Source organism: Streptomyces sp. CB02261 (genome assembly GCF_001905665.1).
Classification (GTDB): Bacteria; Actinomycetota; Actinomycetes; order Streptomycetales; family Streptomycetaceae; genus Streptomyces.
In genome coordinates, this window is sequence record NZ_LIVX01000011.1 from 135,534 (window position 1) to 151,045 (window position 15,512).

At 72.4% G+C, this 15,512-nt stretch carries 14 protein-coding genes; 2 read left to right on the forward strand and 12 right to left on the reverse strand.

What is annotated here, in order from left to right; translation table 11 throughout:
• Positions 1-167 precede the first annotated feature (167 nt).
• From smc to AMK29_RS30315, 3 genes are all read right to left on the reverse strand, one after another.
• Positions 168-3,728, reverse strand: a complete 3,561-nt coding sequence (smc, locus tag AMK29_RS30305) for a chromosome segregation protein SMC (RefSeq protein ID WP_073819054.1) — start codon at positions 3,726-3,728, stop codon at positions 168-170.
• A gap of 209 nt (positions 3,729-3,937) precedes the next feature.
• Positions 3,938-4,156: a hypothetical protein gene (locus tag AMK29_RS30310; protein WP_030206333.1), complete on the reverse strand. Its 219-nt coding sequence runs from the start codon at positions 4,154-4,156 to the stop codon at positions 3,938-3,940.
• A gap of 391 nt (positions 4,157-4,547) precedes the next feature.
• Positions 4,548-4,829, reverse strand: a complete 282-nt coding sequence (locus AMK29_RS30315) for an acylphosphatase (RefSeq protein ID WP_073819056.1) — start codon at positions 4,827-4,829, stop codon at positions 4,548-4,550.
• Positions 4,830-5,009: 180 nt separating this feature from the next.
• On the opposite strand from AMK29_RS30315, the gene AMK29_RS30320 reads away from it, so the two are divergent.
• Both AMK29_RS30320 and AMK29_RS30325 read left to right on the forward strand, forming a co-directional pair.
• The gene (locus tag AMK29_RS30320) at positions 5,010-5,996 is read left to right on the forward strand and encodes a CAP domain-containing protein (RefSeq protein ID WP_073819058.1); all 987 of its coding nucleotides are present in this window, start codon (positions 5,010-5,012) and stop codon (positions 5,994-5,996) included.
• 98 nt (positions 5,997-6,094) lie between these two features.
• Positions 6,095-6,481, forward strand: a complete 387-nt coding sequence (locus tag AMK29_RS30325; RefSeq protein WP_073819060.1) for a winged helix-turn-helix transcriptional regulator — start codon at positions 6,095-6,097, stop codon at positions 6,479-6,481.
• Between the two features lie 9 nt (positions 6,482-6,490).
• Here the strand turns inward: AMK29_RS30325 and mutM are convergent, their stop codons facing one another.
• From mutM to AMK29_RS30370, 9 genes are all read right to left on the reverse strand, one after another.
• Positions 6,491-7,357 (reverse strand): bifunctional DNA-formamidopyrimidine glycosylase/DNA-(apurinic or apyrimidinic site) lyase, encoded by an 867-nt coding sequence (mutM, locus tag AMK29_RS30330; protein WP_073819062.1) that lies wholly within the window; start codon positions 7,355-7,357, stop codon positions 6,491-6,493.
• 115 nt (positions 7,358-7,472) lie between these two features.
• Complete coding sequence (rnc, locus tag AMK29_RS30335; protein ID WP_073819064.1) at positions 7,473-8,285, reverse strand: ribonuclease III; 813 nt, start codon at positions 8,283-8,285, stop codon at positions 7,473-7,475.
• A gap of 20 nt (positions 8,286-8,305) precedes the next feature.
• Positions 8,306-8,479: a 50S ribosomal protein L32 gene (rpmF, locus tag AMK29_RS30340; protein WP_015036448.1), complete on the reverse strand. Its 174-nt coding sequence runs from the start codon at positions 8,477-8,479 to the stop codon at positions 8,306-8,308.
• 2 nt (positions 8,480-8,481) lie between these two features.
• The gene (locus AMK29_RS30345; protein ID WP_107422720.1) at positions 8,482-9,135 is read right to left on the reverse strand and encodes a YceD family protein; all 654 of its coding nucleotides are present in this window, start codon (positions 9,133-9,135) and stop codon (positions 8,482-8,484) included.
• 135 nt (positions 9,136-9,270) lie between these two features.
• Positions 9,271-10,317, reverse strand: a complete 1,047-nt coding sequence (locus tag AMK29_RS30350; protein ID WP_073819066.1) for an ATP synthase F0 subunit B — start codon at positions 10,315-10,317, stop codon at positions 9,271-9,273.
• A gap of 110 nt (positions 10,318-10,427) precedes the next feature.
• Positions 10,428-10,907: a pantetheine-phosphate adenylyltransferase gene (gene coaD / locus AMK29_RS30355; RefSeq protein ID WP_181399519.1), complete on the reverse strand. Its 480-nt coding sequence runs from the start codon at positions 10,905-10,907 to the stop codon at positions 10,428-10,430.
• A gap of 26 nt (positions 10,908-10,933) precedes the next feature.
• On the reverse strand, positions 10,934-11,515 hold the full coding sequence (rsmD, locus tag AMK29_RS30360) for a 16S rRNA (guanine(966)-N(2))-methyltransferase RsmD (RefSeq protein ID WP_073819068.1): 582 nt from the start codon (positions 11,513-11,515) through the stop codon (positions 10,934-10,936).
• A gap of 68 nt (positions 11,516-11,583) precedes the next feature.
• On the reverse strand, positions 11,584-13,776 hold the full coding sequence (gene recG, locus AMK29_RS30365; RefSeq protein WP_073819070.1) for an ATP-dependent DNA helicase RecG: 2,193 nt from the start codon (positions 13,774-13,776) through the stop codon (positions 11,584-11,586).
• Positions 13,777-13,804: 28 nt separating this feature from the next.
• Positions 13,805-15,421, reverse strand: a complete 1,617-nt coding sequence (locus AMK29_RS30370; RefSeq protein WP_073819071.1) for a DAK2 domain-containing protein — start codon at positions 15,419-15,421, stop codon at positions 13,805-13,807.
• Positions 15,422-15,512 lie beyond the last annotated feature (91 nt).

Here is a 15,512-nt window from a genome sequence, read left to right on the forward strand (position 1 = left end):
GTGGGGGAAAGCCCTTCCAGTGGCGCACAACATCACGCCGCCCACCACGTGAAGGTAAAAGCAACGTTGCAGAGACTATGCCTTCAAGTTTCGAAGTCAATACCCGATGTCGTGTGACTTAAGAAGCAAGACACGCCCTCATGGCTTCAACACTTGAACGAACAGGCTCAGCGCAGCCGCTGGCTGATGACCTTGGATACCCCGTCGCCCTGCATGGAAACGCCATAGAGCGCGTCCGCGACCTCCATCGTCCGCTTCTGGTGCGTGATCACGATCAGCTGCGAGGACTCCTGGAGTTCCCGCATGATCCGGATCAACCGCTGGAGGTTGGTGTCGTCGAGCGCCGCCTCGACCTCGTCCATCACGTAGAACGGGCTCGGCCTCGCCTTGAAGATCGACACGAGCAGCGCCACGGCCGTGAGGGACCGTTCCCCGCCCGAGAGCAGCGAGAGCCGCTTGACCTTCTTGCCGGGCGGGCGGGCCTCCACCTCGACACCCGTGGTGAGCATGTTGTCGGGATCGGTGAGGATCAGCCGGCCCTCACCACCCGGGAAGAGCCGCGAGAAGACGCCCTCGAACTCCCGGGCCGTGTCCCGGTACGCCTCGGTGAAGACCTGCTCGACCCGCAGGTCGACCTCCTTCACGACCTGAAGCAGGTCGGTCCTGGTCTTCTTCAGGTCCTCCAGCTGCTCCGAGAGGAAGTTGTGGCGCTCCTCCAGGGCCGCGAACTCCTCGAGGGCCAGCGGATTGACCTTGCCGAGCTGGTGGTACGCGCGTTCGGCGGCCTTGAGCCGCTTCTCCTGCTCCGAACGGATGAAGGGACGCGGCGGAGCGTCGCCCGCGCCCTCCTCCGCCACCTCCTCCGATGCCTCGCCGGGCGGCGCGGGCACGGGCTGGTCCGGGCCGTACTCGGCGACCAGGGCGACCGCCTCCACGCCGAACTCGTCCAGGGCCTTCGCCTCCAGCTGCTCGATCCGCAGCCGCTTCTCGGCACCCAGCACCTCGCCCCGGTGGACGGAGTCGGTCAGCTTGTCCAGCTCCGCCTTGAGGTCCCGGCCCCGGGTCCGGGCCGCCGTCAGGCCCTCCTCGCGGTCGGCGCGGGCGGCCTGGGCCGCCACCCGCTCCCGCTCGGCGCGGACCAGGGAGACCTCGACATGGGCCAGGAGGCTCCGGGCGCCGGCGGCGACCGCGCCCGCGACCCGCTCCTCGTGGCGCAGCCGGGCCCGCCGCTGCTCGGCACGCGCGCGTGCCTCCCGTTCGGCGCGGGCGGCCCGGTCGAGCGAGTCGGCCCGTCCGGCGAGCGCCTTGACCCGCTCCTCGTGGGTACGGACCTGGAGCCGCGCCTCCATCTCGGTCTGGCGCGCGTTGGAGCCGTCGATCGCGAGCCGGTCGCGGGTGGCGGTGTCGGGGTCCTCGTCGCCGCCGTCCCCGAGGTCGGCGGCCTCCTGGGCCACGAGGAGCCGTTCGGCGAGCTCCTCCGCGTCGGCGGTGGCCTTCTCCAGGGCCTCCTGGGCGCGGGCGGCCGCGGCGGCGGTCCGCTCGGCCTCCCCCGCCGCCCCCCTGGCCTGACCGGCGAGCCGCCCGAGCGCCTCGGCGACGGCCGACTTCTCGCGCTCGGCGCTACGGCGGCGGGCGTCGAGTTCCTCGACGAGCGCGGCGGCGGTACGGCGACGCTCCTCGGCCTCCCGCCGGGCCGTCTCCGACTCCGCGCACCGCACGGCCAGTTCGTCGAGCTCGGCGGCGGCCTCGGCCACCGAGGCCTGCACTTCGAGGAGGCTCGGGGCGCCCGCGGAGCCTCCTCGCGCGAAGTGCGCCCCGAGCAGGTCGCCCTCGGCGGTGACGGCGGTCAGGGCGGGCCGGGTCCTGACCAGCTCGGCGGCCTCGTCGAGGTCCGCGACGACCACGATGCCGGCGAGCACACGGCGTACGGCCGCGACGAGTTCGGCGGGTCCGCGCACGAGGTCGGCGGCGTACGGATGTCCCTCGCCCACCGCGACGCGGGGTTCCGGTTCCGGGGCACCGGTCAGGAGCAGGGAGGCGCGGCCCGCGTCCTGCTTGCGCAGCAGTCGGAGGGCTTCGGCGGCGGCGGCGGGGCCGGTGGCGGCGACCGCGTCGGCGGCGGCCCCGAGGGCGGCGGCGACGGGGACCTCGTACCCGGGGGTGATGGTGAGGAGTTCGGCCGCCGGGCCGAGGAGTCCGCTGAGTCCCGAGGAGAGCAGCGCGCCCGTGCCGTCCTTGCGGCGCAGCCCGAGGGCGAGGGTGTCGTGCCGGGCGAGGGTCGCGGCGCGGAGGCGTTCGGCGGTGCCGGCGGCCTCGCGGGCCGCGCTCAGGGCGGCCTCGGCCTCGGCGAGTTCGCGCCGGGCGGCCTCGTGGCGCTCCGCCTGCTCGGTGTCGGCCGCGTCGAGTCCCTCGACCTCCTCCTGGAGGCGCTCGTACTCCTCCTGGGCGGTGGCCGCCCGCTCCCCCGCCTCGTCGCGGGCGGCGGCGAGGCGGTCGATCTCGGCCTGGGCGGAGGCGGCGCGCGAGCGGGCCGCGTTGACCTGGCCGTGGAGGCGGGCGAGGCCCTCGCGCCGGTCGGCGAGGGCGCGGGCGAGGTCCTTGAGGCGGCGCTCCTCGGCCGCCAGCGCCTGTTCGAGCTCGGCGCGGTGGGCGACGGTGTCCTCGAGGGCGCGCTCGGCCGCCTCCAGGGCGGCTTCCAGCTCCGCCTCCTGCTCGCGGACGCGGGCCGCCTCCCGCTCCAGGTCCTCCGGGTCGCGGCCGCGGCGCTCGTCGGCGGGTGCGGCGGCGGCGCTCTTCACGCGCGCGTCGGCGAGGGAGACGGTGCCGCGGACGCGCTCGGCGAGCTGGGAGAGGGCGTACCAGTTCTGCTGGGCGCGTTCCAGGCGCGGTACGAGGGCGCGGGCCTCCGCCTCCAGTGCGGCCTCGCGGGCGAGCGCGGCGCGCAGCTCGGTCTCGGTGGCCTCCTTGCGGGCGAGGAGGGCGGCTTCGTCGGCGACCTCGGCCGTGAGGGCCTGCTGGAGGCGGACGAGGTCGTCGGCGAGGAGGCGCAGCCGGGCGTCACGCAGGTCGGCCTGGATGACGACGGCGCGGCGGGCGACGGCGGCCTGCCGGCCGAGGGGCTTGAGCTGGCGGCGGAGTTCGTCGGTGAGGTCCTGCACGCGCGCGAGGTTGGCCTGCATCGCGTCGAGCTTCCGCAGCGCCTTCTCCTTGCGCTTGCGGTGCTTGAGGACGCCGGCGGCCTCCTCGATGAAGGCGCGGCGGCCCATCGGGTCGGCGTGCAGGACGGAGTCGAGCTGGCCCTGGCCGACGATGACGTGCATCTCGCGTCCGATGCCGGAGTCGGAGAGCAGGTCCTGGAAGTCGAGCAGCCGGCAGGTGTCGCCGTTGATCTGGTACTCGCTGCTGCCGCCGCGGAACATGATCCGGGTGAGGGTGACCTCGGCGTAGTCGATGGGCAGGGCGCCGTCGGAGTTGTCGATGGTGAGGGAGACCTCGGCGCGGCCGAGCGGCGGGCGCCCGGTCGTGCCGGCGAAGATGACGTCCTCCATCTTGCCGCCGCGCAGCGACTTGGCGCCCTGTTCGCCCATGACCCAGGAGAGGGCGTCCACGACGTTGGACTTGCCCGATCCGTTGGGGCCCACGACGCAGGTGATTCCCGGCTCGAACCGCAGGGTGGTGGCCGAGGCGAACGACTTGAAGCCTCGGAGGGTCAGGGCCTTGAGATGCACCCCGGGGACTCTACCGGGGCCCGTGCGTTTCACCCGCGAAGGTGCAGGGCAGATCCTCGGTGGAGAGGGGTGGGACGCGGGGGAAACGACGGGTGAAAGAAAGAAGGGACGCCGAAGCGTCCCTTGCAGATCCAGCTGTGCCGAGCTGGATGGTCCAGTCGGCTGTGCCGGCGTGAGTGTTTCCCACCTGGCCCCGCGGGGCTGGGTTGTCAGGTGAGCGCAGGCTCCGCCTGGGGTACGTCGAGGTCGATGCTGTTCAGCAGCGACTCTCCCTGGTGATGAGCGGCGGCCGCGGCGAGCGAGTCGTTCTCGGACTGGATCCGTACCAGCTCGGATTCGAGGTCCTGGACGCGCTGCTGAAGCCGTCGCATCTCGGCGAGGAGTCGCGGGTCGGAGCCGCCGACGTAACCGAGAAGCGCCTTTGCCATGATGGATGGTCCTCCACAATGAGTGACCGACCGAAGCGGTTGGGTCGTGAGGGATTTCGCACCCGCGGTGCTCGGCAGTACTGCTAGTGGTGCCGGTTCCACTGCCGAACAGCTAAGGTGCGCGGGGCTTCCAGAGTCTCACCAAAAAGTTTGACGGTCAACACGATCACGCCCCGTTCGAAGGGGCGACCGAGGAGTCCAGGGCCGCCCAGGGGGCGGCAGGGCCTCGCAGACTCGGTGCCTCAGGGCGTCGCGATCATCCTTACCGGGCAGCCTTCCACGACGGACGCTCCTTGGCAACCACCAGGGGCTTTCCCCGCCACACGCCTGTTACCGCCCGTCCGCCGGACGCCCCTCTCGGTCACCGTCCGGGGTCACGGAGCGGAGTTCCTCAGCGGATGGCGAAGCCGTCGTAACCGCCGCGCGGGGTGGCCCAGATCTCAGTGACGCCGTCCACACGCCCGGGTGTGTCGGCGGAGTGGAGCCAGGCGAGCAGACGGTGGCAATTCTCACGTGCCCCTTCGGCCACGATCTGCACACGGCCGTCGTCGAGGTTCAGGGCGAAGCCCACCAGGCCGCCGATCTCCAAAGCGTTTGCCCTGGTGAACCAGCGGAAGCCCACTCCCTGTACCCGGCCGCGTACCCAGGCGGTCATCCGCACATCGTCGTTCATGCCTGCACGCTAGCGGGCGGATTGCCAGATGAGCACGTCGCCCCCGTCCCGCATGGGCTACAGTCCCGACCGAACACGCCTCACCCGTTCGGGCGCGCGCTGTTCGACTGCCGGTCCGCAACGGTACCGACAGCAAAGATCAGCAAATGCCAGCAGAACCAGCAGAGGAAGGCAGAGCAGATGGGACGCCACCGTCGCGCCGGAGCCGCACCCGCCGCAGAAGAGTACGCGGCCGGTTCGGACCGCCTGCACCGGGGTGCCCGCCGCAAGCGGCGCGGCACGCCCGTGCGCACCGGTCTGCTCGGAGCCTCCGCCGCCGTCGCGCTCGGCGCGGTCGCCGTCGCCACCGGCCTGGTTCCGGGCGGGGACACGTTCACGGTCGGCAGCGCCGGCACGACCGAGCGGCCGAGCCAGTCCCGGCAGGCCCCGGAGCTGACCACGCAGGGCGGGGCCACCCAGACCCCGGCCGGTGAATCGGCGTCCGCGGGAAGCGGCACCGGGACCCGTACGGGATCGAGCGCGGGCGAGGGCAGCGGCAGGAAGACGCCCACGCCCTCGGCGACCCCGTCCACGAAGCCGACCCCCAAGGCGACGCCGAAGCCGACACCGACCAAGGCGAGGACGACCCCGCCGAAGCCGAAGCCCACCAGGACCACACCGCCGGCGAAAACCACGCCGCCGGCGCCGAGGGTCACGACCGCGCCCACCACGAAGGCCCCCGCGCCGAAGCCGGACCCGACCACCGAGACCCCGGTCGAGAAGACCTCGGCCCCCTCCACCGCCGACCGCGCCGTGGCCGCCGAGGCCGAGGTGCTCCGCCTGGTCAACGCCGAGCGCACCAAGGTGGGCTGCTCCGCGGTGAACGCGAGCGCGCAGCTGGCGGCACTGGCCGGCGCGTTCAGCTCCGACATGGCGGCCCGCGGCTTCTTCGACCACACGGACCCGGACGGGAACACCCCGTGGGCGCGCGCCGAGAAGGCGGGCGTCACCGGCCTGGGCGGCGAGAACATCGCCCGCGGCCAGGCGGACGCGGCAGCCGTGATGGAGTCCTGGATGAACAGCGACGGTCACCGCGCCAACATCCTGAACTGCGACTTCACGACCCTCGGCGTCGGCGTCCACTTCGGTGACGGCGGCCCCTGGTGGACCCAGAACTTCGGCTACTGAGCTCCCGCCGCCCGAGCGGTCGCTGACTTTCCGACAGCGCGATCCGGCCGACAGCGCGTTCCTGGAAGGGGGCGCTGTGCGGGAGTACCGTGGAGGGCATGACGGACGACCTCGCCTATGACGTGTTCGCGCGGGCCTGTCCCTCGCGCGGGACGCTGGAGCATGTGACGGGCCGCTGGGGCAGCCTGACGCTGGGGGCGCTGTACGACGGGACGTTCCGGTTCAACGAGCTGCGGCGCCGGATCGACGGCGTGAGCGAGAAGATGCTGTCGCAGACCCTGCACGCCCTGGAGCGGGACGGGCTGGTCCACCGTGAAGCCCAGCCGGTCAACCCGCCGCGGGTCGACTACCGGCTCACCCCGCTCGGCCGCGAGGTCGCGGAGCGCCTGATCGGCCTGATCGCACTGGTCGAGGGGCGGATGCCCCAGGTCGAGGCGGCCCGGGAGCGGTACGACGCGGAGCGCGCGACCCCGGCCACCGCCTGAACCGCGCCTTCAGGCCGACGGTGTCACACGCGGCGGGCGCTGGCAGCGCGGGCAGAAGTAGCTGGAGCGGTTCATCCACGCCCGCCGCCGCATCGGCGTACCGCAGCGCCGGCAGGGCTCGTCCTCCCGCCCGTAGGCGTCGAGGGAGCGGTCGAAGTAGCCGGACTCGCCGTTGACGTTCACGTACAGGCTGTCGAAGCTGGTGCCTCCGACCGCGAGCGCCTCGTTCATCACGTCCCTGACATGACCGAGGAGCTCCGCCGAGCGCGGCCGCGTCAGGGTGCCGGCCGGCCGGTCGTAGTGCAGCCGGGACCGCCAGAGCGCCTCGTCGGCGTAGATGTTGCCGACGCCGCTGATCAGCGACTGGTCGAGGAGAGCCCGCTTGACGGTCGTCCGCCGCAGGCGCAGGGCGCTGTGGAACGAGACGTCGTCGAACTCCGGGTCCAGCGGATCGCGGGCGATGTGCGCGATGACGTCCGGGAGTCCGTCGGGGGTCTGCTCGTGGAGCGAGAGCCCGCCGAAGGTGCGCTGGTCGACGAAGCGGAGCTCGGTGCCGGCGGCGTCGTCGAAGCGGATCCGGATCCGCAGGTGCTTCTCGTCGAGGGCCTTCTCCGGCTGGACGAGCAGCTGGCCGCTCATGCCGAGGTGGCCGAGGACGGAGGTCCCGGTGCCGGCAAGCGGCAGCCAGAGGTACTTGCCGCGCCGCCGCGCCGCCTCGATCCGCTGCCCCTGCAGCCGGGCCGCGAAGTCGGCGCCGCCCGCCGGATGACGCCGCACGGCCCTCGGGTGGAGCACCTCGACCTCGGTCACGGTCCGCCCGGCGACCCAGCGCTCCAGACCGCGCCGTACGACCTCGACCTCGGGCAGCTCGGGCACGGCGACTCCTCCGGACGTCTTCGACAGCGCCTCAACCCTACCGGCCGTCCCGCACCGGAAAAGACGAGGACCCCGCCCTGGGGCGGGGTCCTCGGGAAGCGGTGGGCGCGGGCCGTCAGGCCGACGCCCGGTGGGCGGTCGGAGAGGGGTCGGCGACCTCTCCCGTTCCCGCTTCGGCCGCGGCCTTCGCCGCCGCCGCGCGTTCGTCCGCGGCCGCGCGGATCGCGCGCCACGCGGACTCCGCCGCCTGCTGTTCCGCTTCCTTCTTGCTGCGGCCGGTGCCGGTGCCGTACGAGACACCACCGACGCGGGCGGCAGCAGTGAAGATCTTCTCGTGGTCGGGGCCCTCTTCGGAGACGAGGTACTCCGGCACGCCCAGACCCTCGGCCGCGGTGAGTTCCTGGAGACTGGTCTTCCAGTCCAGGCCCGCACCGAGGTTCGAGGACTTCTCGATCAGCGGGTCGAAGAGCCGGTGCACCAGCTCGGACGCCGCGTCGAGGCCCTGGTCGAGATAGACCGCGCCGATCACCGCTTCAAGGGTGTCGGCGAGGATGGACGCCTTGTCCCGGCCGCCCGTGCCCTCTTCGCCCCGGCCGAGCCGGATGAAGAGGCCGAGTTCGAGTTCGCGTCCCACGTCCGCCAGCGCACGCGAGTTCACCACCGCGGCCCGCAGTTTGGCCAGCTGGCCTTCCGGCAGGTCGGGGTGGGTCCGGTACAGCGTGTCCGTGACCACCAGGCCGAGCACGGAGTCCCCGAGGAACTCCAGCCGCTCGTTGGTGGGCAGACCGCCGTTCTCGTACGCGTACGAACGGTGGGTCAGCGCACGCACCAGAAGGGCGGACTCGAGCTTGTAGCCGAGCCGCCCTTCCAGAAGCGTGTGGGACGAGGCATGGTCCGTCTTGTCGTCCGTCTTGCGGGACTCAGACATTGCGCCTCTCACCAGCCCAATCAGACCGAGAGGACCTGGCGCTTGTTGTAGGTGCCGCAGCTCGGGCACGCGATGTGCTGCAGCTTCGGCTCCTGGCAACGCTCACACGAAACCAGGGTGGGGACCGCAGCCTTCCACTGCGACCGGCGGTGGCGCGTGTTGCTGCGCGACATCTTCCGCTTCGGAACAGCCACGGCTACTTCTCCTGCTTCTCGGCGGCGCTTCGGACGTCCCCGTCAGAGGCTTTGCCGCTCATGTTGTCCTTCTCATCGGTTCCCAGCGAACCGGCGAGTCCCTGCAGTGCCGCCCAACGGATGTCGGCGACGTCGTGGTGGTGGTCCGGGTTCTCGTTCAGGTTGGTTCCGCACTGGGAACACAGGCCTGCACAGTCCTCCCGGCACACCGGCTGCATCGGCAGTGCGAGCACCACCGCATCACGCAGCACGGGTTCGAGGTCGAACATGCCGTCCTCGAGGGGGATCATGTCCTCGTCTTCCTCGGCCTCGTCGTCCGCGGCCGCCCTGGAGCGGCCCCGGTCGTCGGAGTCGGGGTACGAGAACATCTCCTGGAAGTCCACGTCGAGCTCCAGCTCGACGGGCTCCAGACACCTTACGCACTCCCCCTCGGCCGATGCACGGGCGGTGCCTGTGACGAGCACCCCTTCCATGACCGACTCAAGACGGAGATCGATGTCCACCGGAGAGCCCTGGGGCACTCCGATCACTCCTTCGACGCCCAGGTCCCTGGGGGCCTCGACCGAACGCGAGATCCGCTGGAGGGCACCAGGACGCCGCCCCAGCTCGTGTGTGTCGAACACGAGGGGGTTGCGGTGGTCGAGGCGCGTGCTCAGGGCTCTTCCTGCTTTCGGGTCGTCATCGTGAGGAGGCTGCCGGAACGTGGGCAGCAAGGATCGCGGAGATACGCGCGACCGAAGAGCCAGGATACTGGACGCTTCGCCCAGGGCCCAATCCGGGCCCCGGTGCCCCTAGTGCCCCTGTTCGTACCGGCGCAGCTGCTCCAGGTCGATCATGCTCGTGTCGAAGAAGCTGGTCTCGTCGAGCGCGGCGGTCTGCTGCTGCGGCTGGACGGGCTGCTGGTACGCGTAGGGGTCCTGCTGCTGGTAGCCGTACGGGTCGGCCTGGGGCTGCTGCTGGTACGCGGCGTAGGGGTCGGGCTGCTGCTGCTGCGCCTGCTGGTAGGCGGCGTACGGGTCGGCCTGCTGCGGGACCTGCTGGTACGCCGCGTACGGGTCGGCCTGGGGCTGCTGGGGCTGCTGCTGAGCCGGGATCTGGACCGGCTCGGGGTCGGACAGCTCCGCTAGCCCGGCCAGGTAGTCGGCGTCGCTGGTGTGCACGGCGCCGCCGAGGCCGTCCTGGGCGGCCATGTGCTCGCCCAGGGCGTCGGAGGCGATCCGCCCGTGCAGCTTCTGCCGGCCCCGCCCCACGGCCTCCAGGGTCTTGCTCAGCACGGCCTCGAAGGCGCCGAGCTTGGCGTCGACGTACGCGTCGGCCCGGTGGATCAGGGTCTGGGGGTCGGAGCTGTGCTCCGGGGCGTCCGGGTCGGCGTACCCGTCCTGGTCGAGGCCGGGTCCGCGGCCGAGGAGCTTCTCGCGGCCCCGGTCGACGGAGCCGATGGTCTTGTTGAGGACGACCTCGAAGTTGGCGAGCTTGGAGTCGACGTAGTCGTCGGCCTCCGCGCGGACCTCCTCCGCCTCACGGCGGGCCTCGGAGAGGATCCGGTCGGCCTCCTCCTGCGACTCCCGGGCGACCTGGGTGTGGGAGACGATCGAGCCGCGCTCGGCGTGGGCGGCCTCGATGATCCGCTCGGCCTCCTGGCGGGCCTGCTCGACCAGCTGCTCGCGGCCGCCGATCAGCTCCTGGGCCTGGGCGAGGGAGCCCGGCAGGGCCTCCCGCACCTCTTCGAGCAGGGCGAGCAGCTCGGCCCGGTTGACCACGCAGGACGCCGACATGGGCATGGAGCGGGCGCCCCGCACCGTCGCGACGATCTCGTCGAGCTTCTTCTGTACGTCCACCGGGTGCTCGCCACTCTCTACAGCTGGATGGAGACGGACGGGACGACTGTAAGGGCAGTCGGCGCCCGTCCGACACCAGGTGACGGAGCGTCAGCGGAGGTGGCCGCGCGTCACTTCCGCGCCAGGCGCTCGGTCAGCCGGGGAAGGACCGTCGGCGGGACCAGGTGGGAGACGTCGCCGCCCCAGGCCGCGACCTCCTTGACCAGCGAGGAGGAGAGGAAGCTGTAGGTGGGGTTGGTGGGGACGAAGAGGGTCTCCACGCCCGTGAGGCCGTTGTTCATCTGGGCCATCTGCAGCTCGTAGTCGAAGTCGCTGACCGCGCGCAGGCCCTTGACGATGGCGGGGATGTCGCGCTGCTTGCAGAAGTCGACGAGCAGTCCGTGGAAGGACTCCACCTCGACGTTGCCGAAGTCGGCGGTCACCTCGCGGATCAGCTCGATCCGCTCGTCGACGGTGAACAGGCCCTTCTTCGACTGGTTGATCATCACCGCGACATGTACGACGTCGTACAGCTTGGAGGCGCGGGCGATGATGTCGAGGTGTCCGTTGGTGATGGGGTCGAATGACCCCGGACAGACGGCGCGGCGCAACTTGGGTCCCTCGCTCTCCGGTCCGGTCATCGTGCGTCTTCGCACGTAGAGGCGGCGCGACCGTACCAAAACGTTCCCTCGCCGTAACGACGGGCCCGCAGTGGTTCAAAACCGGCCGGCCAGCCGAATTCCCCGCCTCTGGTGCTGCGCTCCACGGTGACGAGGACGTCGTCCGCGAGCCACCCCCCGGAGCGGAGTGTGAGGAGTATCTCGCGAAGATCGTCGTCGCCGACGGCGTACGGCGGATCGAGGAAGACCAGGTCGTACGGGTCGGACGGCGCCGGTCCCGTCACGATCTGCTCCGCTTTGCCGGTACGGAGTTCGGCGCCGGGCAGCCCGATCGACCGGACGTTGTCCCGGATCGTCTTCGCGGCGCGCGGGTCCGCCTCGACGAGGAGGGCGTGGGCGGCGCCACGGGAGAGCGCTTCGAGGCCGACGGCGCCGGAGCCCGCGTACAGGTCGGCGACGCGCGCCCCGGCCAGGCCGTGGAACGCCTCCCAGGTGGAGAAGAGGCCCTCACGCGCGCGGTCGGAGGTGGGGCGGGTGCCGTTGCCGGGCGGCACGGCCAGGCGGCGCCCGCCCGCGGTGCCGGCGATCACGCGGGTCATCGGTGTCCTCGTCCTGCGTCGTCCAGTGCGTCCGTCTCAGGATATGACCGCCGTCCACACCGTGTCGGTCAGCCCTTCTCCAGGTACTCCTCCCGGTCCTTGTCGAGCAGGGCGTCGAGCGCGGTGCGCAGCCCCGGGTGGGCGGTGAGGTCCGGGTCGGCGAGGACGAGGGCGGTGGCCTCCTCGCGGGCGGCGGCGATGACCTCCTCGTCGTCGATGACGGTGAGCACCCGCAGGGAGGAGCGGACGCCGGACTGGGCCTGGCCGAGGACGTCGCCCTCGCGTCGCTGTTCGAGGTCGATGCGGGAGAGCTCGAAGCCGTCGAGGGTGGCGGCGACGGCGCCGAGGCGCTGCCGGGCGGGTGTCGCCTCGGGCATCTCGCTGACGAGGAGGCAGAGGCCGGGGGCGGAGCCGCGGCCGACGCGGCCGCGGAGCTGGTGGAGCTGGGAGACGCCGAAGCGGTCCGCGTCCATGATCACCATGGCGGTGGCGTTGGGGACGTTGACGCCGACCTCGATGACGGTGGTGGCGACGAGGACGTCGAGCTCGCCCGCGGCGAAGCGGCGCATCACGTCGTCCTTGTCGTCGGGGTGCATCCTGCCGTGCAGGACGGCGATCCGGAGGCCGGCGAGGGGCCCGGTGCCGAGCTTCTCGGCGACGTCGAGGACGGCGAGCGGCGGGCGCTTCTCGGCCTCGTCCTCGGCGGACGCCTTGGACTTCTTCTTCTGGTCCTCCTCGTCCCCGATGCGCGGGCAGACCACGTACGCCTGGTGGCCCTTGCCGACCTCCTCGCGGACCCGCTCCCAGGCGCGCGTGAGGAAGTGCGGCTTGTCGGCGGCGGGGACGACATGGCTGGCGATCGGGGAGCGTCCGGCGGGCAGCTGGTCGAGGACGGAGGTCTCCAGGTCGCCGAAGACCGTCATGGCGACCGTGCGCGGGATGGGCGTGGCGGTCATCACCAGGAGGTGCGGAGGCTGCTTGCCCTTGCCCCTGAGCGCGTCGCGCTGCTCGACGCCGAAGCGGTGCTGCTCGTCGACGACGACCAGGCCCAGGTCGTGGAACTGGACCTTGTCCTCGATCAGCGCGTGCGTGCCGATGACGAGGCCCGCCTCCCCGGTGACCAGGTCGAGGAGGGCCTGCCGGCGGGCGGCGGCGCCCATGGAGCCGGTGAGCAGGACGACCTTGGTGGCCCGCTCGGCGCCGCCGAGCATCCCTCCCTCGGCGAGCTCGCCCATCATCTCGGTGACCGAGCGGTGGTGCTGCTGGGCGAGGACCTCGGTGGGGGCGAGCATGGCGGCCTGGCCCCCGGAGTCGACGACGGCGAGCATGGCGCGCAGGGCGACCATGGTCTTGCCGCTGCCCACCTCGCCCTGGAGCAGGCGGTGCATCGGGTGCTCGGTGGCGAGGTCGTCGAAGATCTCCTTGGAGACCTTCTTCTGGCCGTCGGTGAGGGTGAAGGGGAGCTTGGCGTCGAAGGCGACGAGGATGCCGTCGGGGGCCGGACGCCGGGCGACGGCGGGCAGTTGGGTGTCGGCGTGCCGGCGGCGGGCGAGGGCGACCTGGAGGACGAAGGCCTCGTCCCACTTGAGTCGCTCGCGGGCGGTGGCGATGTCGGCCTTGGTACGGGGCCGGTGGATCAGCCGCAGGGCCTCGGGGAGTTCGGCCAGGCCGCGGCCTTCGCGGAGGGCGTCCGGGAGCGGGTCGACGGCGTCGACGGCACTCGGCAGGACGGCGTCGACGGCCTTGGCGAGCTTCCAGGACTCCAGCTTGGTGGTGGCCGGGTAGATCGGGATGAGGGCACCGGCCCAGGTGTCCACCGCCTCCTCGCTGTCGCCGCGGAGGAGTTCGTACGACGGGTGGGCGAGCTGGAGGCGCCGGTTGAAGAGCGAGACCTTGCCGGCGAACATCGCGCGGGTGCCGGGCAGCAGGTCCTTGTGCGGCTTGTGCACGCCCTTGCCGAAGAAGACCAGCTGGAGGCGGCCGCTGCCGTCGGTGATGGTCACCTCGAGGCGCTGGCCGCGCCCCTTGGAGCCGTTGAAGGTGAGCACACGGGCGTCGGCGACCTGCGCGACCACCGTGACGTGCTCGTCGAGCGGCAGGTCGGACAGCGTGGTCAGCTCCCCGCGCTCGGCGTACCGGCGGGGGTAGTGATGGAGCAGGTCACCGACCGTGTGCAGGTCGAGTGCCTCGGCCATGACCTTGGCGGTGGCGGGGCCGAGGGACTTCTTGAGTGGTTCGTCGAGCGCGGGCACGCGTTCCATTGCACACCACGGGACCGACAGTCGGGTGTCACTCCACCCCGATGAGCAGCGGCGGGGCCCCCGCGCCCGCGTGGTACGTGGTGGTGTCGACGGCCAGGTAGCCGCTCCTGACGTGCCGTTCCAGGTCGGGGGCGAGTCCGGGCGGGGCGTCGTCGGCGACGACGAGGGTGACGAGTTCGCCGCCGGCCGACAGCATCCGGTCGAGGACCGTGCGGGCCGTCTCGGTGAGGTCCTCGCCGATGACGGCGACGTCGCCCTCGATGAGGCCGAGGACGTCGCCGGCCTGGCAGACGCCGACGGAGGTGAAGGACTGGCGCTCGGCCACGGCGAGTTCGGCGTAGCGGGTGGCTCCGGCGGCGGCCGTCATGGCGACGACGTCCTCGTCGAAGCGCCGGTCGGGTTCGTGGACGGCGAGGGCGGCGATGCCCTGGACGGCGGCCCGGGTCGGGATGAGGGCGACGCGGATGCCCTCGGCCCTGGCGCGTTCGGCGGCGGCGACGGCGGTCTGCCTCAGGTCGCCGTCGTTGGGCAGGAGGACGACCTCGCGCGCGTGGGCCCGCCGGATCGCGTCGAGGAGTTCGTCGCCCGCGGGCGGTTCGCCCGGCCTGCTCCGGACCGTGGTGGCGCCGGCCTCGGCGCAGAGCCCGGCGAGGCCCTCGCCGGGGACGACGGCGACGACGGCGCGCTGGGCGCGCTCGCCGCGTCCGGTGGTGGCGGCCGCGTCGGCGGCGAAGTGGGTGATCCGGATGCGGTGCGGCCGGCCGGCCTCGACGCCGGCCTCGACGGCGGCGCCCGCGTCGTCGACGTGCACGTGGACGTTCCACAGTCCGTCGCCGCCCACGACGACCAGGGACTCCCCCAGGGCGTCGAGCCGGGCCCGCAGCAGCTCCACGGCGGCCTCCCCGGCCTCCAGGAGGTAGATCACCTCGTAGGCGGGTCCGCCCTCGGCGGGGCACTCCTCGCGGGGGGCGTACGGGACCGCCGCCGTGTCGGCGGGGGCCGGGGCCTGGCCGGTCACGGTCTCCAGGAGGGCGCCGAGGACCGTCACCAGGCCCCGTCCGCCCGCGTCGACGACTCCGGCGCGTTCGAGGACGTCGAGCTGCCCCGAGGTGGCGGCGAGGGCCGTCCTGGCCCCGTCGTGGGCGTTCCTGGCCACCTCCACGAGCCCGCCGCCGGCCGCGCAGGCCTCGGCCGCGGCCCCCGCCACCGTCAGGATGGTGCCCTCCACGGGGTGGGCGACGGCCCGTCGCGCCGCGGTCGCGGCCTCGGCGAGGGCGCGGGCGAGGTGATCACCGTCACAGCCGTCGGCGAGCACCCCGGCCATGCCGCGGAGGAGCTGGGAGAGGATCGTGCCGGAGTTCCCGCGGGCGCCGAGGAGGGCGCCGTGCGCCATGGCCCGGACGGTCTCGGCGGTGTCGGGCGCGGCGGCGGTGGCGGCGAAGACGGCCTCGACAGCCTGGTGGGCGGCGTCCGCCGTCAGGTACAGATTGGTGCCGGTGTCCCCGTCGGCCACGGGGTAGACGTTGATCGCGTCGATCTCCTCGCGCTCCCGGCCGAGCGCGTCCAGCGTCCGCGCCGACCAGGACCTGACCGCTTCCGCGTCGAGCTCGACGAGCTCCTCGAAGGGCTGAAGGGCTCGCGACAACGGGGGTCCTCCTTCGGCGGTGAGCTCACCGCAGGGTAGACCCGGGGAGACCCTCCCCCAAGCTCTCGGCTTCGCTCGAGCAGGGGGGACC